Annotated in this window: 31 protein-coding genes; 16 read left to right on the top strand and 15 right to left on the bottom strand. The window is 68.3% G+C overall.

Features of this window, described 5'->3' with window-relative positions; translation table 11 throughout:
• Positions 1–23 precede the first annotated feature (23 nt).
• The 7 genes from RN02_RS08485 to RN02_RS08455 form a co-directional block, all read right to left on the bottom strand.
• On the bottom strand, positions 24–1,355 hold the full coding sequence (locus tag RN02_RS08485; RefSeq protein WP_043314076.1) for a DUF58 domain-containing protein: 1,332 nt from the start codon (positions 1,353–1,355) through the stop codon (positions 24–26).
• Positions 1,352–2,362, bottom strand: coding sequence for an AAA family ATPase (locus RN02_RS08480; protein WP_009615810.1), 1,011 nt, complete (start codon positions 2,360–2,362; stop codon positions 1,352–1,354). Before RN02_RS08480 ends, RN02_RS08485 begins: the two co-directional genes overlap by 4 nt.
• Positions 2,359–3,633: a DUF4350 domain-containing protein gene (locus RN02_RS08475; protein WP_043314075.1), complete on the bottom strand. Its 1,275-nt coding sequence runs from the start codon at positions 3,631–3,633 to the stop codon at positions 2,359–2,361. The genes RN02_RS08480 and RN02_RS08475 overlap by 4 nt, the downstream gene beginning before the upstream one ends.
• Positions 3,630–5,201: a DUF4129 domain-containing protein gene (locus RN02_RS08470; protein ID WP_043314074.1), complete on the bottom strand. Its 1,572-nt coding sequence runs from the start codon at positions 5,199–5,201 to the stop codon at positions 3,630–3,632. The genes RN02_RS08475 and RN02_RS08470 overlap by 4 nt, the downstream gene beginning before the upstream one ends.
• Entirely contained in the window at positions 5,188–6,171 is a 984-nt protein-coding gene (locus RN02_RS08465) for a stage II sporulation protein M (protein WP_043314106.1), read from the bottom strand. The genes RN02_RS08470 and RN02_RS08465 overlap by 14 nt, the downstream gene beginning before the upstream one ends.
• On the bottom strand, positions 6,168–6,893 hold the full coding sequence (locus tag RN02_RS08460; RefSeq protein ID WP_043273289.1) for an RDD family protein: 726 nt from the start codon (positions 6,891–6,893) through the stop codon (positions 6,168–6,170). The genes RN02_RS08465 and RN02_RS08460 overlap by 4 nt, the downstream gene beginning before the upstream one ends.
• A gap of 90 nt (positions 6,894–6,983) precedes the next feature.
• Positions 6,984–7,751 (bottom strand): integral membrane protein, encoded by a 768-nt coding sequence (locus RN02_RS08455; RefSeq protein ID WP_043314073.1) that lies wholly within the window; start codon positions 7,749–7,751, stop codon positions 6,984–6,986.
• Between the two features lie 116 nt (positions 7,752–7,867).
• On the opposite strand from RN02_RS08455, the gene sbcB reads away from it, so the two are divergent.
• On the top strand, positions 7,868–9,301 hold the full coding sequence (gene sbcB, locus RN02_RS08450) for an exodeoxyribonuclease I (protein ID WP_043314072.1): 1,434 nt from the start codon (positions 7,868–7,870) through the stop codon (positions 9,299–9,301).
• 82 nt (positions 9,302–9,383) lie between these two features.
• Here the strand turns inward: sbcB and mvaT are convergent, their stop codons facing one another.
• Positions 9,384–9,758 (bottom strand): histone-like nucleoid-structuring protein MvaT, encoded by a 375-nt coding sequence (mvaT, locus tag RN02_RS08445; protein ID WP_009615827.1) that lies wholly within the window; start codon positions 9,756–9,758, stop codon positions 9,384–9,386.
• A 251-nt stretch (positions 9,759–10,009) separates the two neighbouring features.
• Here mvaT and purU point away from each other — a divergent pair, with 251 nt between their 5' ends.
• The 3 genes from purU to RN02_RS08430 all read left to right on the top strand — a co-directional run bounded on the left by purU (position 10,010) and on the right by RN02_RS08430 (position 12,242).
• Positions 10,010–10,861 carry a formyltetrahydrofolate deformylase gene (gene purU / locus RN02_RS08440; protein ID WP_009615828.1) on the top strand — a complete coding sequence of 284 codons (852 nt, stop codon included), beginning with the start codon at positions 10,010–10,012 and terminating at the stop codon, positions 10,859–10,861.
• A 185-nt stretch (positions 10,862–11,046) separates the two neighbouring features.
• A complete protein-coding gene (locus RN02_RS08435; protein WP_043314071.1) occupies positions 11,047–11,232 on the top strand; it encodes a hypothetical protein in 186 nt (61 codons plus the stop codon).
• Positions 11,233–11,258: 26 nt separating this feature from the next.
• Positions 11,259–12,242: a zinc-dependent alcohol dehydrogenase family protein gene (locus RN02_RS08430; protein WP_043314070.1), complete on the top strand. Its 984-nt coding sequence runs from the start codon at positions 11,259–11,261 to the stop codon at positions 12,240–12,242.
• Between the two features lie 212 nt (positions 12,243–12,454).
• Here RN02_RS08430 and RN02_RS08425 read toward each other — a convergent pair whose 3' ends face one another.
• From RN02_RS08425 to upp, 3 genes are all read right to left on the bottom strand, one after another.
• Positions 12,455–13,456, bottom strand: coding sequence for a lysylphosphatidylglycerol synthase transmembrane domain-containing protein (locus tag RN02_RS08425; protein ID WP_043314069.1), 1,002 nt, complete (start codon positions 13,454–13,456; stop codon positions 12,455–12,457).
• Between the two features lie 210 nt (positions 13,457–13,666).
• Positions 13,667–14,956, bottom strand: coding sequence for a uracil-xanthine permease family protein (locus RN02_RS08420; protein WP_043314068.1), 1,290 nt, complete (start codon positions 14,954–14,956; stop codon positions 13,667–13,669).
• A 3-nt stretch (positions 14,957–14,959) separates the two neighbouring features.
• Complete coding sequence (gene upp, locus RN02_RS08415) at positions 14,960–15,598, bottom strand: uracil phosphoribosyltransferase (RefSeq protein WP_009615833.1); 639 nt, start codon at positions 15,596–15,598, stop codon at positions 14,960–14,962.
• 216 nt (positions 15,599–15,814) lie between these two features.
• Between upp and RN02_RS08410 the strand changes: the two genes are divergently transcribed.
• From RN02_RS08410 to RN02_RS33875, 3 genes are read left to right on the top strand one after another with little or no spacing between them, the layout of a single operon-like run.
• Positions 15,815–16,372, top strand: coding sequence for a hypoxanthine-guanine phosphoribosyltransferase (locus RN02_RS08410; protein ID WP_009615834.1), 558 nt, complete (start codon positions 15,815–15,817; stop codon positions 16,370–16,372).
• Between the two features lie 3 nt (positions 16,373–16,375).
• The gene (locus RN02_RS08405; RefSeq protein WP_043314067.1) at positions 16,376–16,852 is read left to right on the top strand and encodes a WbuC family cupin fold metalloprotein; all 477 of its coding nucleotides are present in this window, start codon (positions 16,376–16,378) and stop codon (positions 16,850–16,852) included.
• Entirely contained in the window at positions 16,853–16,990 is a 138-nt protein-coding gene (locus tag RN02_RS33875; RefSeq protein ID WP_177331046.1) for a hypothetical protein, read from the top strand. It abuts the gene before it with no gap.
• Positions 16,991–17,245: 255 nt separating this feature from the next.
• Here the strand turns inward: RN02_RS33875 and RN02_RS33705 are convergent, their stop codons facing one another.
• A complete protein-coding gene (locus RN02_RS33705; RefSeq protein ID WP_161796238.1) occupies positions 17,246–17,401 on the bottom strand; it encodes a hypothetical protein in 156 nt (51 codons plus the stop codon).
• A 143-nt stretch (positions 17,402–17,544) separates the two neighbouring features.
• On the opposite strand from RN02_RS33705, the gene RN02_RS08400 reads away from it, so the two are divergent.
• From RN02_RS08400 to RN02_RS08390, 3 genes are all read left to right on the top strand, one after another.
• Complete coding sequence (locus RN02_RS08400) at positions 17,545–18,030, top strand: hypothetical protein (protein ID WP_009615837.1); 486 nt, start codon at positions 17,545–17,547, stop codon at positions 18,028–18,030.
• An 81-nt stretch (positions 18,031–18,111) separates the two neighbouring features.
• The gene (locus RN02_RS08395; protein ID WP_043314066.1) at positions 18,112–18,399 is read left to right on the top strand and encodes a PA4642 family protein; all 288 of its coding nucleotides are present in this window, start codon (positions 18,112–18,114) and stop codon (positions 18,397–18,399) included.
• Between the two features lie 208 nt (positions 18,400–18,607).
• Positions 18,608–19,009 carry a VOC family protein gene (locus RN02_RS08390; RefSeq protein ID WP_009615843.1) on the top strand — a complete coding sequence of 134 codons (402 nt, stop codon included), beginning with the start codon at positions 18,608–18,610 and terminating at the stop codon, positions 19,007–19,009.
• A 61-nt stretch (positions 19,010–19,070) separates the two neighbouring features.
• On the opposite strand, the gene mqo is transcribed toward RN02_RS08390, so the two are convergent.
• Positions 19,071–20,555, bottom strand: a complete 1,485-nt coding sequence (gene mqo / locus RN02_RS08385; RefSeq protein WP_009615846.1) for a malate dehydrogenase (quinone) — start codon at positions 20,553–20,555, stop codon at positions 19,071–19,073.
• Positions 20,556–21,068: 513 nt separating this feature from the next.
• Between mqo and RN02_RS08380 the strand changes: the two genes are divergently transcribed.
• Complete coding sequence (locus RN02_RS08380) at positions 21,069–21,656, top strand: YajG family lipoprotein (protein WP_009615848.1); 588 nt, start codon at positions 21,069–21,071, stop codon at positions 21,654–21,656.
• Between the two features lie 64 nt (positions 21,657–21,720).
• Here RN02_RS08380 and RN02_RS08375 read toward each other — a convergent pair whose 3' ends face one another.
• Positions 21,721–21,930 (bottom strand): hypothetical protein, encoded by a 210-nt coding sequence (locus tag RN02_RS08375; RefSeq protein ID WP_009615850.1) that lies wholly within the window; start codon positions 21,928–21,930, stop codon positions 21,721–21,723.
• A 271-nt stretch (positions 21,931–22,201) separates the two neighbouring features.
• Between RN02_RS08375 and RN02_RS08370 the strand changes: the two genes are divergently transcribed.
• Entirely contained in the window at positions 22,202–22,489 is a 288-nt protein-coding gene (locus RN02_RS08370) for a hypothetical protein (protein ID WP_043314065.1), read from the top strand.
• 60 nt (positions 22,490–22,549) lie between these two features.
• Here the strand turns inward: RN02_RS08370 and RN02_RS08365 are convergent, their stop codons facing one another.
• Positions 22,550–23,707, bottom strand: coding sequence for a 1-acyl-sn-glycerol-3-phosphate acyltransferase (locus tag RN02_RS08365; RefSeq protein ID WP_043314064.1), 1,158 nt, complete (start codon positions 23,705–23,707; stop codon positions 22,550–22,552).
• 136 nt (positions 23,708–23,843) lie between these two features.
• Between RN02_RS08365 and RN02_RS08360 the strand changes: the two genes are divergently transcribed.
• The 4 genes from RN02_RS08360 to RN02_RS08345 all read left to right on the top strand — a co-directional run bounded on the left by RN02_RS08360 (position 23,844) and on the right by RN02_RS08345 (position 26,762).
• Positions 23,844–24,026 carry a CPXCG motif-containing cysteine-rich protein gene (locus tag RN02_RS08360; RefSeq protein WP_043314063.1) on the top strand — a complete coding sequence of 61 codons (183 nt, stop codon included), beginning with the start codon at positions 23,844–23,846 and terminating at the stop codon, positions 24,024–24,026.
• The gene (locus RN02_RS08355) at positions 24,026–24,292 is read left to right on the top strand and encodes a putative signal transducing protein (protein ID WP_043314062.1); all 267 of its coding nucleotides are present in this window, start codon (positions 24,026–24,028) and stop codon (positions 24,290–24,292) included. Before RN02_RS08360 ends, RN02_RS08355 begins: the two co-directional genes overlap by 1 nt.
• An 18-nt stretch (positions 24,293–24,310) precedes the next feature.
• The gene (locus RN02_RS08350; RefSeq protein ID WP_043314061.1) at positions 24,311–24,928 is read left to right on the top strand and encodes an SOS response-associated peptidase; all 618 of its coding nucleotides are present in this window, start codon (positions 24,311–24,313) and stop codon (positions 24,926–24,928) included.
• A 463-nt stretch (positions 24,929–25,391) separates the two neighbouring features.
• Positions 25,392–26,762 carry a spinster family MFS transporter gene (locus RN02_RS08345; RefSeq protein WP_043314060.1) on the top strand — a complete coding sequence of 457 codons (1,371 nt, stop codon included), beginning with the start codon at positions 25,392–25,394 and terminating at the stop codon, positions 26,760–26,762.
• Positions 26,763–26,772 lie beyond the last annotated feature (10 nt).

Here is a 26,772-nt window from a genome sequence, read left to right as displayed (position 1 = left end):
CCTACGCGCAATGCAGGCGCCGGTCACAGCGTCCCGGCGCGCTTCCAGCCCAGGTAGCGACTGACCAGTTCCGGACCCAGCTGGCTGGGCCTGGCGTCCAGCACCGGCACGCCATTGGCCAGCAGTTTCTCGTGCAGGCCGGCGCGGGCGTTCAGGTAGTCCAGGGCGCCGCAATAGGTCAGCGCTTCCTCGTAGCCCTGCACCGGCGTTTGCCGCAACTGGTCGAGCACTTCCTCGCGCAGGCTGGCGACCAGCACGCGGTGCTGGCGGCCCAGGCGGCGCACCGCGCCCAGCAGTTCCTCGTCGTCCTCGTCGCGCAGGTTGGTCACCAGCACCACCAGGGCGCGGCGGCGCTGGCGCGTGAGCAGGGCCTGCACGGCGGCGGCGTAGTCCGCCGGGCGCTGGCTGCTGTCCAGGTCGTAGACGGCGTTGAGCAGCGCGCCCAGCTGGGCATTGCCCTTGGCCGGCGGCAGGTGGCGCGGCCGCTCGCCGGCGAAGGTCTGCAGGCCCACGGCGTCGCCCTGGCGCAGGGCCACGTAGGCCAGCAGCAGGCTGGCGTTGAGGGCGTGGTCGAAGTGCGAGAGGTCGCCGTCCTTGCTGCGCATGTGGCGGCCGCAGTCGAGCAGGAAGAGGATCTGCTGGTCGCGTTCGTCCTGGTATTCGCGGGCGATGGGCGTGCGTTTGCGCGCGGTGGCCTTCCAGTCGATCTGGCGCAGGGTGTCGCCGTCGCGGAATTCGCGCAACTGGTGGAATTCCAGGCCCAGGCCGCGGCGCTGGCCGGGGCGCACGCCAATGCGGCTTAGCCAGTGGTCCACGGCCATCAGCTCGGCGCCGTAGATGCGCGCGAAGTCGGGGTAGACGCGGGTTTCGTCGCGCACCTCGAGGAAGCGCCGGCCGCGCCACAGGCGCAGCGGGCTGGGCAGTTCCAGCTCGCAGCGGGGGAAGACGAAGTGGCCGCGCTGCAGCGGCCGCACGCGGTAGCCGAGCTGGGTGGTCTCGCCCGGATGCAGTTCCGCGGCCAGGGGCAGGTGCTCGAAGTCCATGCCCGAAGGCAGGTGGTCGAACAGCGTCACCCGCAGGCGCTGATCGAAGCCATGCTGCAGTTGCAGGCGCACCTCGCTCCAGCGCCCCAGCGGCAGGTTGCCGGCCAGTTGGCGTTGCAGGCGCGGGCTGGGCAGGCGGCGCAGCCACAGGGCGTCGCCCAGGGTCAGGCCGAGCAGGGCCAGCAGCAGGCCCCACCACAGCTGTTGCAGCCAGGCCGGCGCCGGGCTGCCCAGGGCCGTGGCGCTGCCCAGGCCGATGGCGGCCAGGGCCAGCGCGGCGAGCAGCGCGAGCAGGACGCGCGATGGCTTCATAGGCGCGGCGCCGGTACCTGGTCGAGCAGCTGTTGCAGCACCTGGTCCACCGACAGGCCTTCGATGTCCAGCTCCGGCGACAGCCGCACGCGGTGGCGCAGCACGGCCAGGGCGCAGCCTTTCACGTCGTCCGGAATCACGAAGTCGCCGCCGCGCAGCAGCGCGCGGGCGCGGGCGCAGCGCACCAGGGCGATGGAGGCGCGGGGCCCGGCGCCCAGGGCCAGGCCGGGCCAGCTGCGGGTGGTGCGGGCGATGCGCACGGCGTAGTCGAGCACCTGGTCGTCGATGGCCAGGTCGGCGGCGATCTTCTGCAGCGCCAGCACGTCCTTGTCCTTGAGCAGCGGGCGCAGCGGCGCCACGTCGAGCATGTCGCTGCGCGCCGAGCGCGTCACCTGGCGCACCAGGGTCTGTTCCTCGGCCTCCTGCGGGTAGTCCATGCGCAGCTTGAGCATGAAGCGGTCCAGTTCGGCCTCGGGCAGCGGGTAGGTGCCTTCCTGCTCGATGGGGTTCTGCGTGGCCAGCACCATGAACGGCTGCGGCACCGGCAGGGCACGGCCCTCCAGGGTGACCTGGCGTTCCTGCATCACTTCCAGCAGCGCCGCCTGGGTCTTGGCCGGGGCGCGGTTGATCTCGTCGGCCAGCAGCAGGTTGGTGAAGGCCGGGCCCTTGCGCAGCTTGAACTGCTCGCTGGCCAGGTCGTACACGGCGTGGCCGGTGACGTCGCTGGGCATCAGGTCGGGGGTGAACTGGATGCGCGCGAAGGCGCCGTCGAAGCAACGGGCCAGGGCGCGCACCAGGAGCGTCTTGCCCAGCCCCGGCACGCCCTCGACCAGGATGTGGCCGCCGGCGAGCAGGGCGGTGAGCACGTCGTCGATCACCCCGACCTGGCCGATCAGGGCCTTCTGCAGTTCGTGGCGCAGGGCCTGGGCCAGCTGGCTGGCGCGCTGGCGCTGGGCCGCCGGGTTGGCGGACGGGGTGGCGCTGGGTTCGGGCGTCTGTTCGCTCATAGGGCATTCCTGAGGCTTTGCAGGTGGGCGACCTGGCGGGTGAATTCGGCGGCGCTCATGCGTGGCGCCGGGTAGGGCCGCATGGCCTGGCTGATGGCGCTGACCGGCAGGCGCGTCATGCGCCCGAGCAGTTGCCACTGTTCGGCGATCGGCAGGCGTTCGAAGCCCGGCTGGCGCTGCCGCGCGCGGCGCAGCACGTCGCGCTGCAGGCCTTGCACCAGGGCCACGTGGCCGCGCTGGCGGAGCAGGAAGTCGGCGCCGGCGCGCAGGTGTTCCACCAGTTGCCGGCGGGCGCGGCTGGGCACCGGTTGCAGCGGGCCCTGGCGCTGGCCGGCGCGCCACAGCAGCAGCGCCAGCAGCAGGGCGAGGGCGACGAGCGCCTGCGGGTAGTTGCGCAGCAGCAGGTTGAGCAGGCTGTCGCCGTCGGCGCGGTAGACCAGGGTGACGGCGCTGTCCTGGGTCAGGTACCAGAGCAGCCAGGCGTTGTCGTAGGCGTCGAGGTTGGCGGTCTGCCAGATCCAGTTGTCGGTCAGCACCGTGACCAGGCCGTCGCCCAGCTGCAGTTGCAGCAGGTGGGTGGCGTCGTGGCTGTTGGCCCAGGCGTAGGCGAGGTTCTTCGAGTCGTAGAGGTGGTACTCGGTGTCGAAGCCGATGTAGGCCGGGGCCTGCTCGTTCTCCAGGTAGAGCTTGGTCAGGTCCGGGTAGGCGTCGGCGTCCTCTTCTTCGCCGGCCTTGGCCGGGTCCGCCGCGGGGGACGCTGGCTGCTCGACGCCCTTGGGCGGCGGCACCTTGGCCGGCGGCGTGGCCTCGCCATCGGCCTCGGGCTTGTCGGCGCTGGCGCCCTTGTCCAGGTCCTCGGTCAGGTATTGCTGGATGCCCAGTGGGTCGAGCAGCAGGTCGCCGCTCTTGCCGTCCTTCTCGTCCCACAGGCGCTCGGCGGTGACGATCAGGTGGCCGCCGCGGCGCGCCCAGTCGAGCAGGGCGCGGTTCTGCGCGGGGGTGACGTTCTCGCGGCCGCCCAGCAGGATCAGGGTGTGGCCCTGGCTGGGCAGGTTGTCGAGCACCTCCAGGCCCTTGGCGCTGTCGACCCGCAGGCCGCGGCCGCGGAGGAAGCGTTCGGCGGCCAGGTAGGGGTTGGCCCGCACCTCGGGGGAGGGGCCGTGTTCGATCTTCTCCGGGTAGGGCCGCAGGTTCTGGTACAGGTACCAGGCCACGGCGGCGCCGACCAGCAGCACCAGCACGCCGAGCAGCCAGCGGGTGGAGCGGTTCATGCCGGCGCTCCCGGGCCGAACAGCCGGCGCCAGCCGTCGCACAGCGCCTGGCGCAGTTCGCCGGGCGGCGGGCGGTGGCCGTAGGCGAGGGCCTGCCAGTGGCCGGTCAGCTCCCGCGCGTAGCTGTCCAGCTCGGGTTGCTGCAGGCCTTCCACCTGGCTCAGCACTTCACCTTCGGTGCTGGAGTCGCGCAGCGGCACCCGGTAGTCGTGCAGCAGGCGGCTGAGCAGGGCGCGGTAGAGCAGGCCCAGCGCCGCGCGGGGCTGCTCGTCCCAGAGCCGTTCGGCAGTGCTGGCGACGTCCTCGGGCAGGCTTTCCGGCGCCAGTTCCAGGCCGAACAGCACCGCCGGCGCCTCGCGCGGGGCCTTCTGCGGCAGGCCCAGGCGGCTGGCGAACAGGCGCAGCCATTCGCGGTAGCGCCACAGCAGCAGGACCACGGCGGCGATCAGCGCGGCCCACAGCAGCGTCTGCAGCGATTGCAGGATCAGGCCCAGCGGCCGCCAGTGGGCCAGGGCCTCGAAGAAGGCCTTGAGGTCGTCCTCGTTGCCCTTGCCGGCCTTCTCCCTGGGCGGCTCGCCCAGGCGCCAGCGGGTGACCGTCTCGCTGTTGCGGAAGGGCGGGGCGTCGAGCAGGGCGTCGACGGCCTGGCGCGACTGCTCGCTGGTCAGCTTCTGGTGCAGCAGGCGCGCGGCTTCGGGGCCGTTCGGGTCCTGGTTGGGCAGCGGGCAGCTGGTGGCGCTTTCCGCGGCCCAGGGCGCGCTGCCGGGCAGCATCGCCAGGGCGCCGGCGCACACCAGCAGCAGGGCGTAGGCGCTGCCCACCAGGCGCTGGCGCAGGCGGCGGAACACCAGTTCGATGTCCCAGGCCTCCAGCTCGGTGCGGCGGTTGAGGTAGAGGGTGAAGCCGCAGGCCACGTAGACCGGCTCCCAGACCACCAGGACCAGCGCGTAGAGCAGGTTGGACAGGTGCTCCAGCCACTGCCAGTCGCCTTGCAGGGCGTCCAGCAGGGCCTGCCATTTCCAGTCCGACAGCCATTGCTGCGGCAGCATCAGGTAGAGCAGCGCCATCAGCCCCAGGTACAGGGCCAGCTCGAAGTGCATGCCGACCACCGTCAGCCAGGTGGCGCCGCCGGCGTTGCGCTGGCCCAGCACCACCAGGCGCTGGCTGCGCGCCGCGCCGGCCAGGCCCTCCAGTTGCAGCACCGGCAGGTCGAAGCTGCGCGTCGGGCTGAAGCGCCGCCACAGCAGGCTGGGCAGCAGCTGGCGCCGCAGCAGGCCGGGGAAGGCGCGCAGGGCTTCGCGCAGCGTCGGGGTGTCGGCGAACAGGGCGCGAGAGAGGATGTACAGCGGCAGGCGCTCGAAGGCCGGCTTCAGCCACCAGAAGATCAGGATGGCCAGGCTGGAGTAGTCCCACAGCAACAGGCTGAGCACGGCGAACACCGGCAGCGTGACCAGTGCCCAGCTGGCCATCAGCAGCCCGGCATGCCGCCGCGCCAGGAGCACGCCGAGGTCCAGCGCCTCCCAGGCGCTGCGCGGGCGGATCGCCACGCTGGCGTCAGTCAGGCGCATGGCGTTGGCGTCCGGCGAACAGGAAGTAGCTGCCGACCAGCAGCCAGAGCGCGGCGCCGACGCCGTACTTGACCGTGGCCGGGAAGCGCGTGAGCGAGGACCAGTAGCCCTCGACGAAGGCGGCGACGAGCAGCAGCAGGATCACCCCGGCGACCAGTTGGATGGCCTTGGCCGCTGCCTGGCGCAGTGCCTCGCCGCGGCTCAGGCGCCCCGGGGCGAGCAGTGCCCAGCCGAGCTTGAGCCCGGCGGCGCCGGCGAAGGTGACGGCGGTCAGCTCGAAGGCGCCGTGGCCGATGACGAAGGACCAGAAGGTCTGCACGTAGCCGATCTGCGTCAGGTGGCCGGCCACCGCGCCTATCATCAGGCCGTTGAAGAACAGGAAGAACAGGCTGCCCAGGCCGAACAGCAGGCCGCTGGCGAAGGTCTGGAAGGCGATGCCGATGTTGTTCATCACGTAGAAGGCGAACATCTGCCAGTTGTCCCCGGCGCCGCGCTCGCCCAGCGGGCCCAGGCGTGCGGCGTCGGGGGCGTACATGCCTTCCATCTCCGCCACCCGTTCGGCGCTGAGCACGCTGTAGACCAGGTCGGGGAAGCAGTACACCAGCACGCCCATGAGCAGCAGGGTGCCGTAGAACAGCAGGCTGGCGACGGCGATGGCGCGCCACTCTTCGCGCACCAGGCGCGGGAAGCCGGCCAGCAGGAAGCCGATCAGCCGCGAGCCGAGGTGGCTGCGGTGGCGGTAGAACTGCTGGTGGCCGCGCATGGCCAATTGCTGCAGGTGGTCGATCAGGTGGCTGCTGTAGCCGCGGTCCTGGGCCAGGGCCAGTTGCTGGCAGAGGCTGCGGTAGTCGCTGGCGAAGTCGCCGTCGCGGGTGGATTCCTCGCGCTTGCCGCTCTCCAACTGCTCCAGGCGCTTGGCGAAGCGTTTCCAGTCGTTGCGGTGGCGCTGCTCGAACAGGCTCTGCTTCATGGCGCCAGGCCTCCGCCGAGCAGGCCGCTGGCGATGCCGGCCAGGCGCGCCTCGGCCTGTTCCGCGGGCACGCCCAGGGGCTCGGCGAGAATCCCCGCCAGCTCCTCGCGGCGCGCCGCCGACAGGCCCGCGGCGCGTTCGCTGAAGCCGGTGACGGCGCGCTGCTCGGCCAGGCTCAGCGGGCACGGCGGCAGTTGCGGCGGCACCTGGGGAACCGGCGGCCGGCTCGGCGGCGGGTCGCGGTAGATCACCAGGGTACCGGCGGCCAGGTCGCCCAGGCGCTTGAACGCCGGGTTGGACAGGCAGGCGAGCAGGCCCAGGGTGTAGCCGAAGGGCAGGATGTCGGCGAAGCGCAGCAGGTTGCGCAGCAGCGAGGCGGGCCAGCCGACCGGCGTGCCGTCGTCGTGGACCACGCGCAGGCCCATGACCTGCTTGCCGGGCGAACGCCCCTGGTTGAGCACTTCGAAGAGGACCATGTACCACCAGGTGACGAGGAAGGTGAGCAACAGGCCGAGGCCGGTGCCCAGTTGGCCGAGGAAGGCCAGCAGGATATACATCACCAGCATCAGCAGCACGCGGATGCCCAGGTCGATCAGGTAGGCCAGGGCGCGGGCCACCGGCCCGGCCGGGCGCAGGAGCAGGTCGATGCCTTCCGGGGTTTCCACCTGGTAGCGGGTGTCCAGCGGCGGGCTGGCGGGGCGTGGTGGCGCGGCGGCGATCAAGGGCGTTGGCAGTCGCTAGAGGGAAAGTCCGATGCTAGCCAGCGCCGCCCTGCTAGGCAACCAGGGCGGCGGGCAATTCCGGGCTGTTTCTCAGTTGGCCGGCGGCAAGACGCCGAAGATGGTGCGGTAGAGCACGCCGATGGCGATGAAGGCCAGCGGCAGCGTCCAGACCAGGCCGATCAGCAGCGGGATGGCGCTGAGCAGCATGATCAGGCCGAGCGCCAGGAACAGGCCGAAGACCTTGAACCAGTGCTGGCCGATGGCTTTGCGCGAGGCCTCCATGGCCTGCCAGGGCGACAGACCGCGCTCGGCTACCAGGGGAACCGCCAGGGCGTAGGCGACCCCCAGGTAGATGCCCGGCAGCAACAGCAGCAGGATGCCCAGATAGAACAGTGCGCTCACCGCCAGGGCGGTCAGGAAGATCGGTGTGAAGCGGCTGAAGTAGACGAAGATTTCGTTGATGGTCGTGGGCTGGCCGGCGGCGCGGCGGATGCCGATCATGTTCAGCCCGACCAGTAGCGGGGAACAGAGGGCACTGGAGATGACACCGACGCTGACCTCCAGCGCCTCGTTGCCGAGCGGCGCCGCACCGCCCATGGCGAGGTGGGCGAAAGACAGGATGAAGCCCAGGACGAAGCCGGTCAGGTTGACCGCCACAAAGTAGACGATGGCGCCGGCGATCAGGGTGCCCTTGCTGCCTTTGACGAGGCGCCAGGCCTCGTTGATCAGCCCGTCGACGCTGAAGTTATAGCCGCGTGCCAGGGCCTCCTCGATGCCGGGGGCGCTCGGCCCCGAGGCTGGCTGCTGCAACTGGCTGGCCGGTGTCGCGTAGGGGTTCTGTTCGAATTCCTGGTTCATATGAGCCAATCCCTGGTGATGTGAAAGAAACCGCGCCTACACCATAACCCATACCGAGGTTCCGGGCAGCCCGCAGGGGGATGGTAGACTGCCCGGCCAGGCCAAGGGAGAGCGTCATGACCGCCAGCATCTTCTGGTACGACTACGAGACCACCGGCATCGACCCGCGCCGCGACCGCCCGTTGCAGGTCGCCGGCATCCGCACCGACGAGGCGCTCAACGAGATCGAGGCGCCGCTGAATTTCTACTGCCGCCCCAGCGACGACATATTGCCGCACCCGGCGGCCTGCCTGATCACCGGCATCACCCCGCAGCGCCTGGAAGAGCAGGGCCTGGGCGAAGCCGAGTTCATGACCCGCCTGCACGCCGAGCTGTCGCGCCCGGGCACCTGCGTGGCCGGCTACAACACCCTGCGCTTCGACGACGAAGTCACCCGCTACAGCCTCTACCGCAACTTCTTCGACCCCTACGCCCGCGAATGGCAGGGCGGCAACAGCCGCTGGGACCTCATCGACCTGGTGCGCACCGCCTACGCGCTGCGCCCGGAAGGCATCCAGTGGCCGCTGAACGACGAGGGCGTGGTCACCCTGAAGCTGGAGCGTCTGACCGAGGCCAACGGCCTGGAGCACGGCCAGGCCCACGACGCGCTGTCCGACGTGCGCGCGACCATCGCCATGGCCCGGCTGCTCCGCCAGCGCCAGCCCAAGCTCTACGACTTCCTCTACCGCCTGCGCGGCAAGCACGCGGTGCTCGACCAGGTGCAGTTGCTCAAGCCGCTGGTGCATGTGTCCGGGCGTTTCTCGGCGGCGCGCAGCTTCCTGTCGCTGGTGCTGCCGCTGGCCTGGCACCCGCGCAACCGCAACGCCCTGATCGTCTGCGACCTGGGGCTGGACCCGGCGCCGTTGCTGGAACTGGACGCCGAGACCCTGCGCCAGCGCCTGTACACCCGCCGCGAGGAGCTGGGCGAGGGCGAACTGCCGGTGCCGCTGAAGCTGGTGCACGTCAACCGCTGCCCGGTGCTGGCGCCGCTGGCGGTGCTGCGCGAGCAGGACCAGGCGCGCCTGGGCATCGACCTGGCGGCCTGGCAGGCGCGCGCGCAGGTGCTGGTCGAAGGCAAGCCGCAGTGGCAGGACAAGCTGGCCGCGGTATATGAACAAGAGAACTTCCCCGGCGTCGCCGATCCGGAACAGCAGCTATATGACGGTTTTATCGGCGACCGTGACCGGCGGCTCTGCGAACAGGTACGCCAGGCGGACCCCGTGCGCCTGGGACGAGAACAATGGCCATTCGACGATCCGCGCCTGGTGGAACTTCTGTTCCGTTATCGCGCGCGGAATTTTCCGGAAACTTTGTCTACGGCCGAGCAGGAACAATGGCGGGAGTTCTGCCGTTGCCGGCTGATGCTCGACGAGTACGGCGCGCCCAATACCCTGGCGAACTTCGAAGTGGCTCTGGCCGAACAGCTCGAAAATACTGGGCTGCAGGGTAGGGCATTGCTGCAGGAGTGGCAGGCATATGCCGCGGCTTTGCGTCAGCGTTATTGCCTTTAGTGTTCCGCGAGTTCTTCGCGGGCAATAAAAAACGCCAGCCGAAGCTGGCGTTTTCGCAATGCGCGTGACGCGGCGGGCGGGCTCAGCCCAGCAGGGTGGCCCAGCTCTCGACGGTGTCGGCGCCCCACTTGGCCTTCCATTCCTTGAGCGTCTTGTGGTTGCCGCCCTTGGTTTCGATGACTTCGCCGTTATGCGGGTTCTTGTATTGCTTGACCTTGCGCGCGCGCTTGCTGCCGGTGGCCTTGGCGGCACGCGGGGCCTTGCTCAGTTTGGCGTCCGGATCGAGCAGCGCGAGGATGTCGCGCAGGGACTTGCCATAGCTGCCCATGAGCGTGCGGAGTTTCTCTTCGAACTCCAGTTCCTTCTTCAGCTTGTCGTCCTTTTCCAGGGACTTGAGGCGCTCTTGAAGTTCCTTGATGGCTTCTTCGGTGGCGCGGTACTCATTGATCAGTGACATGTCGGCGTACCTTGTCTTGAGGTCAAGCGTTGCTGGAATATTAGTACTCCCAATAATAGTCAGCCGATTTGTTCGAGTAAACCATTGGATAAAGTTTTCTGGCTACTTAACGTAATATTTAAGTTGCTTCGATAGACGTATTGTCCGCGCACTTAAATCAGGACCTGTCCGAATGTCCCTTGGCGGCGGTCGCGGTTTTCCCGGGCAGCCGCTAGAATGGCGGCCTTCGCGAAGTATCTGGAGCCACACCCATGCGCACTTTCCGACTGGTGATCGCCTGTCCCGACGGGGTCGGTATCGTCGCCAAGGTGAGTAATTTCCTGGCCACTTACAACGGCTGGATCACCGAGGCCAGTCATCACTCCGACAACGACAACGGCTGGTTCTTCATGCGGCACGAGATTCGCGCCGACTCCCTGCCGTTCGACCTCGACGGGTTCCGCCAGGCCTTCGCCCCCATCGCCCGCGAGTTCAACATGGTCTGGCGCATCACCGACTCGGCGGTGAAGAAGCGCGTGGTGCTGATGGCCAGCCGCGAGTCGCACTGCCTGGCCGACCTGCTGCACCGCTGGCACAGCGGCGAGCTGGACTGCGAAATCCCCTGCGTGATCGCCAACCACGACGACCTGCGCAGCATGGTCGAATGGCACGGCATCCCCTACTTCCACGTGCCGGTGGATGCGAAGAACAAGCAGCCGGCCTTCGACGAGGTGTCGCGGCTGATCGACGAGCACCAGGCCGACAACGTGGTGCTGGCGCGCTACATGCAGATCCTGCCGCCGGACCTGTGCCAGAAGTACCGCCACCAGGTGATCAACATCCACCACAGCTTCCTGCCCTCGTTCATCGGCGCCAAGCCCTACCACCAGGCTTCGCTGCGCGGCGTGAAGCTGATCGGGGCGACCTGCCACTACGTCACCGAGGAACTGGACGCCGGCCCGATCATCGAGCAGGACGTGGTGCGCGTGAGCCACCGCGACAACGTCGAGGAGATGGTGCGCCTGGGCAAGGACGTGGAAAAGATGGTGCTGGCGCGCGGTTTGCGCTATCACCTGGAAGACCGCGTGCTGGTGCACGATAACAAGACCGTGGTGTTCGACTGAGGACCTGTCCACGATCTGCTGCGCGTCGGCATAACGGCGTTAAAAACAGGCGAGCGATGCTCATTTAGCGGACTAAACTGCGCTCTCTCGCCTGTTTCTGCCTTGTTCTGCTCTAGCTCGCGAGATCGTAAACAGGCCCTGAGCCGCGTCGGCCGGGCGAACCCGCATTGCAGGAGAGCCCGGCCATGTCCGACGAGAAAGCCCCCGGCACAGCCACCCCGCCGCCCACCCTGGGCGAGGGCTGTACCAGCCGCTACGACATCGATGCGCTGAGCGAGGAGGACGGCACCGAGTTCCCCGGCGCCGCCGAACTCTGGCGCGAACTGCAGGACGACGGGCCGCGCCCCGAGGCGCCGCCGAAGAAACCCTAGCCGATTCGCCCGTGTGGAGGTGACCCATGCGCGCCATGCTGCTCGAACAGGTGGGCCAGCCGCTGCGACTGCGCGAGCTGCCCGTGCCGCAACCCGGCCCAGGTGAGCTGCGCGTGCGCGTGGCGGCCTGCGGGGTGTGCCGTACCGACCTGCACGTGGTCGACGGCGAGCTGCCGGCGGTGCCCCTGCCGGTGATCCCCGGGCACGAGATCGTCGGCTACGTCGATGCCCTGGGCGCGGGCGTCGAGGGTTTCGCCTTGGGCCAGCGGGTCGGCGTGCCCTGGCTGGGGCATACCTGCGGTCACTGTCCGCCCTGTACCCGCGACCAGGAAAACCTCTGCGACGCGCCGCAGTTCACCGGCTACACCCGGCCGGGTGGCTATGCCGAGTACGTGGTGGCCGATGCGCGCTTCACCTTCGCCCTGGGCGAGGCGGGCGACGACGCCGAGCTGGCGCCGTTGCTCTGCGCTGGGCTGATCGGCTGGCGCTCGCTGGTCAAGGCCGGCGACGGCCGGCGCCTGGGACTGTACGGCTTCGGCGCGGCGGCGCACATCGTGCTGCAGGTGGCGCGCTGGCAGGGGCGCGAGGTCTATGCCTTCAGCCGTCCCGGCGACCACGCCGCCGAGGCTTTCGCCCGCTCATTGGGCGCAGTCTGGGTCGGGCCGTCCGACCAGGCGCCGCCGCAGCCGCTGGACGCGGCGATCATCTACGCCCCGGCCGGAGAGCTGGTGCCTGTCGCGTTGCGTGCCGTGCGCAAAGGTGGCCGGGTAGTGTGCGCCGGCATCCACATGAGCGACATCCCGAGCTTCCCCTATTCGATCCTGTGGGGCGAGCGCGAGCTGGTCTCGGTCGCCAACCTGACCCGCCGCGACGGCCTGGAGTTCTTCCCCGTCGCCGCCCGGGCCGGGGTGCGTACCGAGGTGCAGCGCTACCCGCTGGAGCAGGCCAACCAGGCCCTGGACGACCTGCGCCACGGGCGTTTCCAGGGCGCGGCGGTGTTGGTGCCGTAAAGGGTGGGGGCCTGGTGTGGAGGCCCGGCCATCGCGGACGGAGTCCGCTCCTACGACCGTGCCTCCCTGGCGCTGTCTCGCGGTGGCGCTGATGGGTATCGCTTCGCTCAACACCATCCTACGAAAAGCCATGCTTGCTCATGCACCTCCCCATCCGCGCCATTCCCCTGTAGGAGCGCGCCCTGCGCGCGAAACCGCCGGCAGGGCCGGCGCTAGGCGTCGCGGTTGCGCAGGCCGACCAGGCGGCGCAGCAGCGGGCGCCCGGCCATGATGGCGAACACCGGCGCGCCCGCCACCAGGTAGAAGTAGTAGGTCACCACCCGCCAGACCAGGATGGCCGCGGCCGCGGTCGGCTTGCCTACCAGCGGGCTGAGCATCGCCAGCGAGGTCAGCTCGGTGCCGCCGGCGCCGCCCGGCAGCAGGGTGGCCAGGCCGGCGGCCAGGGACAGCAGCTGGATCAGGAAGGTCCAGGCCCAGTGCAGTTCCACGCCCATGGCCTGGAGGATCAGGTAGAGCACCGAGAAGCGCAGCAGCCAGTGGCTGCTCGTGAGCAGGAACACCAGCGCCAGGCGCCGGCGCGGCTGCTTGAGGCTGGTGGCGATGCTGTCGCGGAAGTGCAGCAGCTTGCGCGCCCAGTGCAGGCGCCGCCGCGGCTTGACGCCCAGGCGCGCCAGCAGGCGGCCGTTGGCGCGGATCACCCGGCGCTGGAAGCGCGCCAGCAGCACCACGCCGAACAGGATGCCGCCCAGCAGCACGGCGCTGACCAGCAGCGAGGATTCCAGGTTCGGGCTCAGGCTGTGGGACAGCGTGTAGCACAGCACCACCAGCAGGGCGCTGAGGAAGAACAGCAGGTCGCTCAACTGGTCGACGGCGAAGATCGCGCTGCTCTGCGCCGGGCGCAGGCCGCGGCGGGCCAGCAGGGCCATCAGCGTCAGCGGCGCGCCGCTGCCGCCGGGGGTGGCGTAGAAGGCGAATTCCGAGGCCATGATGATGCCGATCGACTGCCGCTGGCTCAGCGGCCCGGCGCGGCCGGCCAGCAGCACGCGCAGCTTCTGGGCGTTGATCAGCCAGCACAGCAGGATCATGCCGAGCAACAGCAGCAGGTTGTCCAGCGGGAAGCTCGCCAGTTGCTCGAGCATCGGCCGGCCGCCCAGCACCAGCGGCACCAGCGAGGCGCCGAGCAGGGCGATCAGCAGCCACCAGGCGCGGCTCATGGCCGGGCCTCGCGGCGAGTGGGGCGCGCTCCGTTCAGTTCGGGGCGCGGGGTGTTGCGGCAGACGAAAATGACGGTTACCTCCGGGACTGTGCGCTTCCCTCTTCTGTGGACTACCGCTTCGGGCAGGCGTTCGCAGTCGCTGAGGGGAGTCTACGGCAGCCTCGGCAGTGGCGCCCCGGTCCTTTCGTCGGTCCGGGGCATCCGGGGCTCACGGGTGTTCGGTTTCCTTGGCGCCTTCCTCCAGCGCCTTGTTCTGCCAGCCGTCCTCGCCGGGCAGGAGCAGGTTCAGGACGATGGCGACGATGGCGCACAGGGCGATGCCCTTCAGGCCGAAGTCGTCCGGGCCGGTGCCCGAGCCGATCAGCACGCCGCCGATGCCGAACACCAGGGTCACCGAGACGATGCACAGGTTGCGCGCCTGGGACAGGTCGACCTTGTGGCGGATCAGGGTGTTCATGCCCACCGAGGCGATGGTGCCGAACAGCAGGCAGAGGATGCCGCCCATCACCGGCACCGGGATGCTCTGCAGGATGGCGCCGAACTTGCCGACGAAGGCCAGGCCGATGGCGAACGCCGCCGCCCAGGTCATGATCTTCGGGTTGTAGTTCTTGGTCAGCATCACCGCGCCGGTGACTTCGGCGTAGGTGGTGTTCGGCGGGCCGCCGAACAGGCCGGCGGCGGAGGTGGCGATGCCGTCGCCCAGCAGGGTGCGGTGCAGGCCCGGGGTCTTCAGGTAGTTCTTGCCGGTCACCCCGCCCACGGCGATCACCCCGCCGATGTGCTCGATGGCCGGGGCCAGGGCCACCGGGACGATGAACAGGATGGCCTGCCAGTTGAATTCCGGCGCGGTGAACTTCGGCAGCTCCAGCCAGGGCGCGGCGACGATCTTGGCCACGTCGACCACACCGAACATGAACGACAGCGCGTAGCCCACCAGCACGCCGCTGATGATCGGCACCAGGCGCAGCATGCCCTTGCCGAACACCGCGACTATCAGGGTGGTGATCAGCGCCGGCATGGAGATCAGCATGGCGGTGCGGTAGGGGATCAGCTCGGCGCCGTCGCCGGCCTTGCCCATGGCCATGTTGGCGGCGATGGGGGCCATGGCCAGGCCGATGGAGATGATCACCGGGCCGATCACCACCGGCGGCAGCAGGCGGTCGATGAAGCCGGTGCCCTTGATCTTCACCGCCAGGCCCAGGAAGGTGTAGACGAAGCCGGCGGCGACCACCCCGCCCATGGTCGCGGCCAGGCCGAACTGGCCCTTGGCGAGGATGATCGGAGTGATGAAGGCGAAGCTGGAGGCCAGGAACACCGGCACCTGGCGCCCGGTCACCAGCTGGAACATGAGGGTGCCGAAGCCGGCGGTGAACAGCGCCACGTTCGGGTCCAGGCCGGTGATCAGCGGCATCAGCACCAGGGCGCCGAAGGCGACGAAGAGCATCTGCGCGCCGGCGATGACCTGGCGCCACAGCGGGTCGTTGAATTCATCGGCCATGGATCAGTTTTCCTTCTGCTTGGTGCCGAAGATCTTGTCGCCGGCATCGCCCAGGCCGGGGATGATGTAGCCGTTTTCGTTCAGCCCCTGGTCGATCGAGGCGGTATAGATGATGACGTCCGGGTGCGCCTCGGCCACCGCCTTGATGCCCTCGGGCGCGGCCACCAGCACCATGGCGCGGATTTCCCTGCAGCCGGCCTTCTTCAGCAGGTCGATGGTGGCGACCATGGAGCCGCCGGTGGCCAGCATCGGGTCGATGATCAGCGAGCGGCGCTCGGCGATGTCCGGCGCCAGCTTCTCCAGGTAGGTGTGCGCCTGCAGCGTCTCTTCGTTGCGCGCCACGCCCACGGCGCTGACCTTGGCCCCGGGGATCAGGCTGAGCACGCCGTCGAGCATGCCGATGCCGGCGCGCAGGATGGGCACCACGGTGATCTTCTTGCCGGCGATCTTCTCCACCTGCACCGAGCCGGCCCAGCCGGGGATCTCGTAGTTCTCCAGCGGCAGGTCGGCGGTCGCCTCGTAGGTCAGCAGGGCGCCCACTTCCTGGGCCAGCTCGCGGAAATTCTTGGTGCTGATATCGTGGCGGCGCATCAGTCCGATCTTGTGGCGGATCAGGGGATGGCGAATCTCGTGCACGGGCATGGACGGGGTCTCCGGGAGAGGGCTGGCAAAAAATTGCGGTAGCGTAAAGCATCTTAGGGGCAGTTGGCAGTCGGTGCGCGACAAATAGCCGCCGGCCGCCTACTGCCGGAACCCGCCTGGCCTGGCGCGGGATTGTCGGCGACTTTCGTCCGCCGGTACTTGCTCCAGGGCAGAGGGATGGGTACCTTTGCGCACTTTTTCCGGGAGAGCCCGCCAATGTCCGTCGATCTCGCGCACATCCGCCAAGTCATGGCCGAAGCCGATTGCCTGTACAACGACGCCGAAGTGGACGCCGCCATCGGCCGTGTCGCCCAGGCGATCAACGCGGACCTGGCCGAGCGCAACCCGGTGGTGTTCTGCGTGATGAACGGCGGGCTGATCTTCTCCGGCAAGCTGCTGCCGAAGCTGGACTTCCCCCTGGAGCTGTCCTACCTGCACGCCACCCGCTACCGTAACGAGACCACCGGCGGCGAGCTGTTCTGGAAGGCCAAGCCGGAAATCTCCTTCATCGACCGCGACGTGCTGATCGTCGACGACATTCTCGACGAAGGGCACACCCTCTCGGCGATCATCGACTTCTGCCGCCACGCCGGCGCCCGCGAAGTGCACACCGCGGTGCTGATCGACAAGGACCACGACCGCAAGGCGCGCCCGGACCTGAAGGCCAACTACGTCGGCCTGTCCTGCGTGGACCGCTACATCTTCGGCTACGGCATGGACTACAAGGGCTACTGGCGCAACGCCCCGGGCATCTTCGCCGTCAAGGGCCTCTGAGCCGTGGCCGGGCCGCGTTTCCTCGACCAGGCCCTGTTCGCCGGGCTGGCCGGTCAGGCGGCCGCCAGCCCGCGCCGCCGCCAGCACCACAACCTGCACGCGATGGAAGAGCCCTGCCATCGCCTGCTCAATGCGCTGCAGCCGGACACCTACGTGCAGCCGCACTGCCACCGCAGCCCCGACAAGGCCGAGAGCATCATCGTGCTGAAGGGGCGCCTGGGCCTGCTGATCTTCTCCGAGGCCGGCGAACTGCTCGCCACCCGTGAGCTGTCGCCCGAAGGCGACTGCCCCGGCGTGGACCTGCCGCCGGGCACCTTCCACGCCCTGGTGGCGCTGGCGCCGGACAGCCTGATCTTCGAGTGCAAGGCCGGCCCCTACCAGGCCCTGGCCGACGACGAACGCGGCGCCTGGGCCCCGCGCGAGGGCGAGCCCGGCGCGGCTGAATACCTGGCCTGGATGCGGGCGCAGTTCCCCGCCTGAGTGCGAGGCTTTTCGCCGCAGGTGGTGTTCCCGCAGACCTCCTGGGGCGGCGGCAAGGCCAGCGGCATGGGGCGCGAGCTGGGGCCCTGGGGGCTGTCGGCGTTCCTCGGCATCAAGCACATCACCGCGCCGCGCTGACACATCGTAGGAAGCACGGTCTTGCAGGCTGCGCCGAGGTGCTCTTCGTAGGATGGGTTGAGCTTGCGATACCCATCGGGCCATGGTGATGGGTATCGCTTCGCTCAACACCATCCTACGGGGGGCTGTGTTTGCCGGAGGGCATAGCAATGTAGGGCGCATAGCGCCTACGCCCGTCTTGCAGGCAGCGCCGAGCTCGCCTGCAACGTAGCGGACTTTGTCCGCGATAGCCGGACTCCTAAGCGTGTTTAAAGGCTAGGGCAGGGACACGGCGCAAAGGTCCTCCACCAGCGCCTGCAGGGCCTGGTTGCGGCCCGCATCGTCGCGCAGCAGCAGGCTGTGCTCGATGCCGTAGCCGAGCCGTTCGGCGAGCAGCGGGCGCAGGTCGAGGTCGGAAACGTTGTGCAGCATGGGGCCTCTGCCTCCGTCTGGCGGCATGTGAGCGAGCGAATGCATCGAATCTTATCGATGCGTGAAAGCCCCCACCACGTACCTGTACGAGTGCCGCCGGGCCCGTGCTAGAGTGCCGGACGAGTTTTCCCGCGGGGTTCACGATGACGTTGCGCCACCTGTTCTGCCTTGCCTTCCTGGCCTTCTCCGGGCCGCTGTTCGCCGCCGCTGCGCCGGTGGCCCATGCCCAGTTCCTGCCGCCGGACGACAACAATCTGCGCGGCGAGGCGCCGGAACAGCAGCAACTGCTGCAGGTCACCGAATACAGCGTGGTGCTGGGCAACCAGCGCCAGTCAAACCAGCAGCCGATCCCGATCACCACCCCGGCGCTGCTGCGCCTGAAGGGCAAGCCGCTGAACAAGGGTGGCGCCGTGACCCAGGTGCTGATCAGCTTCGACAGCGAGGGCAAGAGCCTGAAGAAGCCCAGCTACGACGCCGCCAGCCGCACCCTGAGCCTGTCCTACCCGGCAGCGTCCTATACCCAGCTGCTCGACCTGCTGCGCCATGGCCCGGTGTTCTGCCAGTTCCTCAGCTATCCCAACGGCCACGTCTGGGCCGACCTGCACAGCGGCGCCGTGCGCCTGCGTTGAGCCGGCGCCCGCCGCGGGGTTACACTGCCCGCCTTTGATGACGGCCGGGCCGTCGACTGGTGCCGTAGAGAGAAGCGAGCGATGCGTAAAGACAAGAAGCAGGTGATTGGCGAAGAGATCGGCGACGAGTCGATCAAGCTGTTCCTCGAGGTCGAACCGGCCGACGACACCCCGCCGTCGCTGCACAAGCTGATCAAGGCCTACCGCGGCCTGCGCATCGACGATTTCGAGCGCTTCGTGAAGTTCTTCGTCGAGGCCGGTTACGACCTCGGCGCGAAGAACGCCAAGGGCGAGGACTTCGTCGCGCTGATCCGCGACCAGCGCCAGGCCGAGCCCTACATCGAGGTGATCGAAGCCGTCCGCGGCTGATCGGCCTTACCGTGAAGAAGCCCGCCGCGTGCGGGCTTTTTCGTGCCTGATGCCTGCCCCGTAGGATGGGTGGAGCGAAGCGATACCCATCGCCATGGCCGCATGGGTTTCGCAAGCTCAACCCATCCTACGAAGAGCGCATCGGCGCAGATCCCCCGCCCCCCGCCTAGACTTGCAGGTAGAACAACGACAAGGTGAGGACGCCGACATGCATGTACAGCCCTATCTGTTCTTCCACGGCCAGTGCGACGAAGCCATCGCCTTCTACCAGCAGGCCCTCGGCGCGCAGCTCAACGCGCTGATGCGCTACGAGGAGGCGCCGGGGCCGCTGCAGGTGCCCGACGGCTGGTGCGAGAAGGTCATGCATGCCAGCCTGCAGATCGGCCAGACCGAGGTGCTGATGTCCGACGGCCGCGGCGAGCACGAAGCGCCGTTCAATGGCTTTTCGCTGCACCTGGCCCTGCACAGCGTGGCCGCCGCCGAGAAGGCCTTCGCCGCGCTGGCCGAGGAGGGGCAGGTGGACATGCCGCTGGAGAAGACCTTCTGGGCGCAGCGCTTCGGCATGCTCCACGACCGCTTCGGCGTCGGCTGGATGATCAGCGCTCGCTGAAACGAAGGCTGCACAAACGAAAAGGCCCGCCGGATGGCGGGCCTTTTGCGCTGGCGCTGGATCACTGATCCAGCTGCAGCTTCTGCCAGGTGTAGGCGTTGATCTCGCGGTACGCCGAGGCATCGGTCTCCAGCTGCTTCTCGCGGGCCGGGAAGATTTCCTTGAGCTTGGCGCCCCAGGCTTCGGACTTGTACTGCTGCGGGAAGCAACGCTCCAGCAGGCCGAGCATGATCGACACGGTGACCGACGCGCCCGGGGAGGCGCCCAGCAGGGCGGCGATGGTGCCGTCCTCGGAGGCCACCAGCTCGGTGCCGAACTGCAGGATGCCGCCTTTCTTGGCGTCCTTCTTGATGATCTGCACACGCTGGCCGGCGGTTTCCAGGCGCCAGTCGGCCGGGTTGGCCAGCGGGTAGAACTTGCGCAGGCTTTCCAGGCGCTGGTCCATGGACTGCATGACTTCGCGCACCAGGTAGCGGGTCAGGTCCATGTTGTCGCGGGCGACCGCCAGCATCGGCATCAGGTTGCTGCCGCGCACCGACAGCGGCAGGTCGAGGAAGGAGCCGTGGCGCAGGAACTTGGTGGAGAAGCCGGCGTAGGGCCCGAACAGCAGGGACTTCCTGCCATCGACCACGCGGGTGTCCAGGTGCGGCACGGACATCGGCGGGGCGCCGACCTCGGCCTGGCTGTAGACCTTGGCCTGGTGCTGCTTGACCACCTCGGGGTTGTCGCAGCGCAGCCACTGGCCGCTCACCGGGAAGCCGCCGAAGCCCTTGCTTTCCGGGATGCCGGACATCTGCAGCAGCGGCAGCGCGCCGCCGCCGGCGCCGAGGAAGACGAACTTCGCGCGGATCTTGCGCGACTGGCCGTTCTGGGTGTTCTTGATGTCGACGATCCAGTCCTGGCCGTCGCGCTCAAGGCCCACGACCTTCTGGAAGTAGCTGACCTTCGCGCCGTCCTGCTTGCCCAGACGGGCCAGCAACTGGTTGGTCAGGGCGCCGAAGTTGACGTCGGTGCCATGCTCGACGCGGGTGGCGGCGACCTGCTCGTCGGCCGGGCGGCCGGGGATGGTCAGCGGCGCCCACTGGCCCAGCTGCTCGCGGTCCTCAGTGTAGACCATGGACTCGAAGGCGTGGTGCTGGCTCAGCGTCTCGAAGCGCTTCTTCAGGAAGGGCACGTCCTTGCCACGGACGAAGCTCAGGTGCGGCACCGGGTTGATGAAGTTGCGCGGATTGCCGAAGCCCTCCTTGTCCACCAGGTGCGCCCAGAACTGCTTGGACACCTCGAACTGGGCGTTGATCTGCACCGCTTTCTTGATGTCGATGGAGCCATCGGCGGCCTGCGGCGTGTAGTTCAGCTCGCAGAGGCCGGCGTGGCCGGTGCCGGCGTTGTTCCAGGGGTTGGAGCTCTCGATGGCTCCGGACTCCTGCAGTTCGACGATCTCCAGGCGGGTGCCGGGTTCGACTTCCTTCAACAGGGTCGCCAGGGTTGCGCTCATGATGCCGGCGCCAACCAGCAGCACATCCAACGCTTCGTGTTCGTTCGCCATTCTCGCTCGCCACACTCTCGTGAAGTAGTGAAAAACCTTCAAATCACGCTCTTATGGAGACGTGAAGCTCAAAGGGGGTCGTCGCTGCGGGCGGGTCCGGACTCGGTACGGAGGGGACTCGCGGCAATCCTTGCCTGAAAGTGTCGTCGCAACGATCGGTACAAAGCGCGGGACCGGTGGCCACGGCGCAATTGGCGACTCTCTAGGAGGGTGTGACAGGCCGACGGGCGCAAGGCTGTCGTGCTGTGGGACCCGATCAGGAGGCGTCCTTATAATCGGGGCGCGATTATAACGACGAAAAGCAAAAAAAGCCCTCGTACTTAGACTTTTTTCCGAGTTCCGGTCACCGGATTTCCTATTTTTGCACCAATGTGGTGCGACACGCCCTTGCGCATGTCGCCGCCAAGGAACCTGCAACAAAGTGCCAGCGTCCAAGCTGCAGAGCGCTATCAGGGCGCTCCGACGGCCGGTATACTGCCCGCCGTTCCGAGCCCAACCCATGGAGACACGAACATGTTGCAGCGCCTGTTGCTCAGTCTGATCGCCGCCGGCACCCTGGCCTTGTCCGGCTGTGCCCTCAGCCCGCAACAACTGAACCCGGACCCGGTATTCAAGGGCCAGCCGGTCGCCGTCGGCCAGGGCCAGCCGGTGGTGGTGAAGGTGGTCGACGGCCGCCAGAGCACCGAGCTGGGCACCCGTGGCGGCCTCTACTCGGAGACCAGCGCGGTCACCGTGCGCAGCCAGGACGTGATTCCCAAGCTGCAGGCGCAGACCGAGGCGGCGGTGCGCCTGCTCGGCTTCACTCCCTCGCCGAACGCCTATAACGCCCCGACCCTGACCCTCACCCTGGCCGAGCTGAAGTACCAGTCGCCCAAGGACGGCATCTACGTCACCGAGGCCACCATAGGCGCGACCTTCCGCGTCGACGTGCAGGCCGGCGGGCGCCGCTACAACGGCCGCTACGGCTCCAGCCTGAACCAGCGCTTCGGCATGGCGCCGAACCAGCAGACCAACACCAAGCTGGTCAGCGACGTGCTCAGCGACGCCCTGGACCGCGTGTTCAAGGACCCGACCATCGGGCAGACGCTGAACCAGCGCTGATCGTCCTGGCGCGAATGAAAAAGCCCGGCACTCGCCGGGCTTTTTCGTTCATGGTCGCGGGAATTCAGGCGGCGGCCTGGCGGAACGGGTCGGTCTCGTAGGCCGGCTGGCGCTCGTCGGCTTCCGGCAGGTCCAGGTGTTCGTGGCCGCAGGCCTGGCAGTACACCAGCCAGTGGTCGTCCTGGACGTTGAAGGAGAGGTCGGTGACCACGGCTTCGATTTCATCCAGGTGTTCGATCAGGTAGGCGCTTTCGTGGGGTACGATTTCGAGCATGGCGAATCTCCTAGGCGGGATACCGGATGGCGAAAGGTGACTAGCCAGTCACGTGCCAGGTGTCGGAAAAGGCTTAGAACCCTTCTCGATAAGGCTGACGTTCGTCGTGAATAAGACGACCGAACTGGCTGCGCCATCCTCCTGACAGATACAATCGGGCGTCTTTCTTTCAGTCCTGTGACGCACCCGCTGCGGTTCGTCGCTTCGTACAGAACTCGGCCTTGGCGCTTTCTGGCTTCCGGGCGTGCAGTCCTGAAGTGTGGAGGTCGTGATGTCGCTGCAGGCGCTCTGGAATCTGTTCCAGGCCCATCCCGCTCGGGTTCTCAACGACCTGGCATTGTTCTTCGCCCTGGCCGGCGCCTGGCTGCTGCTGGCCACCCGCCGGCGCGAGCGCCAGGCCTTGCAACGCCTGGTCGCCGGTGGCGAGGGCGTGGCCGCGCCGCTGGCCGAGGCCGAGCCTTCGACGGCGAAGATCAACCGCTTCTTCTACCTCTTCGGCTTCGCCTGCCTGGCCCTGGCCGTCGCGCTGAGCCAGTACAGCACGCACCTGCCGGGCTGAAAACGCACCGTCACGATGCAAAAGGGCGCCCATGGGCGCCCTTTTCGTTCATGCGGTGGCTCAGGCCTGCTTGAGCCGGTATTGGTTCAGCACCGGGTTGGCGTACTGCAGGACCAGGTAGGGGCGGTGCTCCGGCGGGCAGGCCTGCAGGCGCTGCTGCCACTGCTCGCGGGCCCGGCGCAGTTCCTCGGCGCCGAACAGACTCTCGGCGCCGGGCACGGCCAGGGCCGGGTCGCGCAGCTCGGACATCTCGTAGGCCAGGTAGTGCACCGGGAACAGCCGGTAGTTGCCGAGGATCTGCCGGTCCAGGGCGGCGGCCAACTGCTTGGCGTCGGCGTAGTCGCCGTCCATCTCGGCGCCGAAGTTGATCTGCACGCGGCCTTTGTAGCCGGTGATGCCCTGGGCGATGCTGGCGTCGTCCTCGCCCGGCGCCTTGCGGTACTCGCCGGTAGTGGCGCGGGTGTACAGCTCGCGGGCCTTGGCGGCGTCGCAGGGGTCGTATTCGTAGCTGATCGACACCGGGATCAGGTGCAGCTCGCGGACCACCTCGGCGAAGGGCTCGTCCTTGCGGCTCATGTGGAACATCTTGAGGATCGCCGAGTCGGTGCGGTCGTCACCGTCCTTGGCGCGGCCCTCGGCCTGGGCGATCCACACCGACTCGCCGTCGTGGCGGATCGAATGGTTGATGTAGGCCGAAAGGGTGGTGTAGGCCGCCAGCTTCTCGCGCCGGCCGCTGATCGAGCGGTGCACGATGAAGCTCTTGTTCAGGCGCATCAGGTCGCTGACGAAGGGCCGCTGCAGCAGGTTGTCGCCGATGGCGATGCGCGGCGTCGGCAGCTTGGCGTGGTAGATGGCGTAGTTGCAGAACGCCGGGTCCATCACGATGTCGCGGTGGTTGGCGATGAACAGGTAGGCGCGGCCGCTCTTGAGGTTGTCCAGCCCGGAGTAGGTGACGCCGTCGGTGGCGTGCTCGATGGTGCGGTCGACGTAGGGCTCGCACTTGTCCTGCAGTTCCACCACGCTGCGGATGCCGGTGACCTCGCGGGCCAGGCGGTGGGCGATCAGCGGGCGCAGCAGCCAGCCGAAGGGGCGCGACAGGCGCGGATAACGATAACGCGCCAGAATACCCAGGAAGGCGTCGTCGCTCAGCAGGCGCTGGAGAACGGCCGGGACTTCGGCGTCGTTGTACGGTCGGATGGCTTCGAACTCGCCCATCATGCTCTCTTGTTCATGGGTGTAACTGGCACGGCACGCGTCTGGCGCGGGCCTCTCCCCCGGAAAACCGACCATGCCCGCGGGCCTGGCCGGATAAAAAGACCGCGGGAGTATAACGGAAGTCACAGGGGACCTTCAGATGCTCGAGACCCAGGCTTACCGCTGCCCCTATTGCGGGGAAGCGGTCGAGGCCGTGCTAGACCTCTCCGGCGGCGACCAGAGCTACTATGAAGATTGTCCGGTGTGTTGCCGGCCCATCCTGTTCCAGCTGTACACCGACGGCGCCCAGTGGACGCTGGAGGTTCACCGGGAGGACGACTGATGCAGCGAGTCTACGAACCGGCCGACCTGGCCGAGGCCGAGTTGCTGGCCGGCATGCTGGCCAGCGAGGGCATCGATTGCCACCTCGGCGGCCGCCACCTGCTCGGTGGCATCGGCGAGCTGCCGCTGCACGGGCTGCTGCACCTGTGGGTCGACGACGATGCGGCGCAACAGGCGCGGGAGCTGATCCAGGCGTACAATGCCGCGCAGCCGATGCCCGGCCCGGCCGACGAGTTCGGCCCGGCCAGCGGCGTGCTGCTCTGTTGAGGCCGCGCTGGAGCGCCGATGACCGCCCGCTTTGCCCTGTTCCGCTGGACCCGCGAGCTCGCCGAGCTGCCGGGCTTTCCCAAGGACCACCCGCCGCACTGGAACCTTGCCCCCGGCGCGCAGCTGCTGATGCTGCGCGAGGAGGCCGGCGTGCGCCGCGCCGACCTGGCGCGCTGGGGCCTGACCCCGGCCTGGCTCACCGACCTGTCGCGCACCCCGGCCCACGCCCGCGCCGAGACGCTGCACGAGCAGCCGATGTTCCGCGAAGCCTTCGCCCGCCGCCGCTGCCTGGTGCCGGCCAACGGTTTCTACGAATGGCGCGGCGTGCGCAAGCGGCCCTACTGGGTGGCCGGCGCCAGCGGCCTGAGTTATTTCGCCGCAGTCTGGGAGGCCTACCCGGTGGACGGCCACACCTGGCTGAGCCTGGCCCTGGTGACCCAAGCGGCCGGTCCGCTGCGCCGCCCGTTGCTGCTGGAGAGCGAGGAGGACAGGGCGCTCTGGCTGGGGGACGAGACGCCGCTGCCTAAGTTGCTGAGCCTGCTGGCGCGGCCGCAGGTGCGGCTGCGGGAGCAGGCGTTGGCGAGCATAGTCAACGATCCGGCTTGCGATGGGCCGGAGTGTTTGACGCCGGCTTGATGCGGGGGCGCTGAAGGGGCTTTTCGTAGGAGCGAGCTTGCTCGCGAACCGGGTTCACCGGTGGCTTCGGTGTCTTGGTTTGGCCCCTTTCCCTCTCCCTAACCCTCTCCCTGAAGGGAGAGGGGACCGTTCGGCGCGGTCTGGTTTTCCCGAGTCAGCCGGCTAGCATGGTGATTTCCGGCTGAAACCATTCCTTCTCTCGGCACGGCGTGGCCCCCTCTCCCTTCAGGGAGAGGGCTGGGGAGAGGGAGCGGAGTCAATCTGTCGCACCTCGACAACCGGGAGGCACCCTTCGCGACCAAGCTCGCTCCTACGAAAAACCTTCCCCACCATCCGCCTTATCATCCAGAGGCCCCCACTCGCATTCAGCAGCCTGATAGTGCGCGCCAGCTTCCCCCTCGCTTGCCTAAGCTGCACTCCACCCCTTCGCTCTGGCCGCGTTGGCGGCGAACAGGAGTTCGGCATGCACAATAACAACAACGGCTACCCCTCCAGTGCCGTGGCCTGGTCCACGGTGGCGATCCTCATGGTCGCCTACGTCCTGTCGTTCATCGACCGGCAGATCCTCAACCTGCTGGTCGGGCCGATCCGCCGCGACCTGGCCATCAGCGACACCCAGATGAGCCTGCTCATGGGGCTGTCCTTCGCGCTCTTCTACACCCTTTGCGGCATCCCCCTCGGGCGCATGGCCGACAGCCGCAGCCGGCGCGGGCTGATCACCGTCGGCGTGCTGATCTGGAGCGCCATGACCGCGGCCTGCGGCCTGGCCCGGCAGTATTGGCAGTTCCTGCTGTTCCGCGTCGGCGTCGGCGTGGGCGAGGCGGCGTTGTCGCCGGCGGCCTATTCGCTGATCGCCGACAGCTTCCCGGCGCAGCGCCGGGCCACCGCCATCAGCGTCTATTCCATGGGCATCTACCTGGGCTCCGGGCTGGCCTTCCTGCTCGGCGGGCTGGTGATCAAGTTCGCCTCGGCCCAGGGCGACGTGCACCTGCCGCTGCTCGGCGAAGTGCGCCCCTGGCAGCTGATCTTCCTCATTCTCGGCGCCGCCGGTGTGCTCTTCACCCTGCTGATGCTGGCGGTGAAGGAGCCGCAGCGCCACGGCGTGGGCGCCGGCGTCGAGGTGCCGATGCGCGAGGTCGGCGCCTACCTGCGGGCCAACCGCAAGACGGTGATCTGCCACAACTTCGGCTTTGCCTGCATCTCCTTCGCCAGCTACGGCAGCGGCGCCTGGGTGCCGACCTTCTTCGTCCGCACCTACGGCTGGGACGCCGGCCACGTCGGCGTGGTGTACGGCAGCATAGTGGCGGTGTTCGGCTGCCTGGGCATCGTCTTCGGCGGGCGCCTGGCCGACCGCTGGGCCAAACGCGGCAGGACCGACGCCAACATGCGCGTGGGCCTGCTGGCGGCCTGCCTGGCGCTGCCGCTGTCGGTGACCTTCCCGCTGCTGGACGACGCCAACCTGGTGGCCCTGCTGATGGCGCCCACGGTGTTCTGCCTGAGCATGCCCTTCGGCGTGGCGCCGGCGGCGATCCAGGAGATCATGCCCAACTCCATGCGCGGCCAGGCCTCGGCCATCTACCTGTTCGTGGTCACCCTGTTCGGCCTGGGCGTGGGCCCCACCGCGGTGGCGCTGGTCACCGACTTCGTGTTCCACGACGACATGGCGCTGCGCTACTCGCTGCTGATCGTCACCAGCCTGGCGCTCCTGGGCGGCGTGCTGCTGCTGGGCATGGGCCTGAAGCCCTACCGCCAGAGCCGCGAGCACCTGCAGAACTGGAGCCTGCAGCGCGAACCCGGGCAGGACAAGGGCGGGATGCAGCGGCAGCCGGCGTAGGGCGTATAAC

Origin of the sequence: Pseudomonas sp. PI1, from assembly GCF_000812405.1 — a bacterium.
GTDB classification, from domain to species: Bacteria; Pseudomonadota; Gammaproteobacteria; order Pseudomonadales; family Pseudomonadaceae; genus Pseudomonas; species Pseudomonas citronellolis.
The sequence above is the reverse complement of the archived record's forward strand: the minus strand, read 5'-3'. Positions and strand labels throughout refer to the sequence as shown.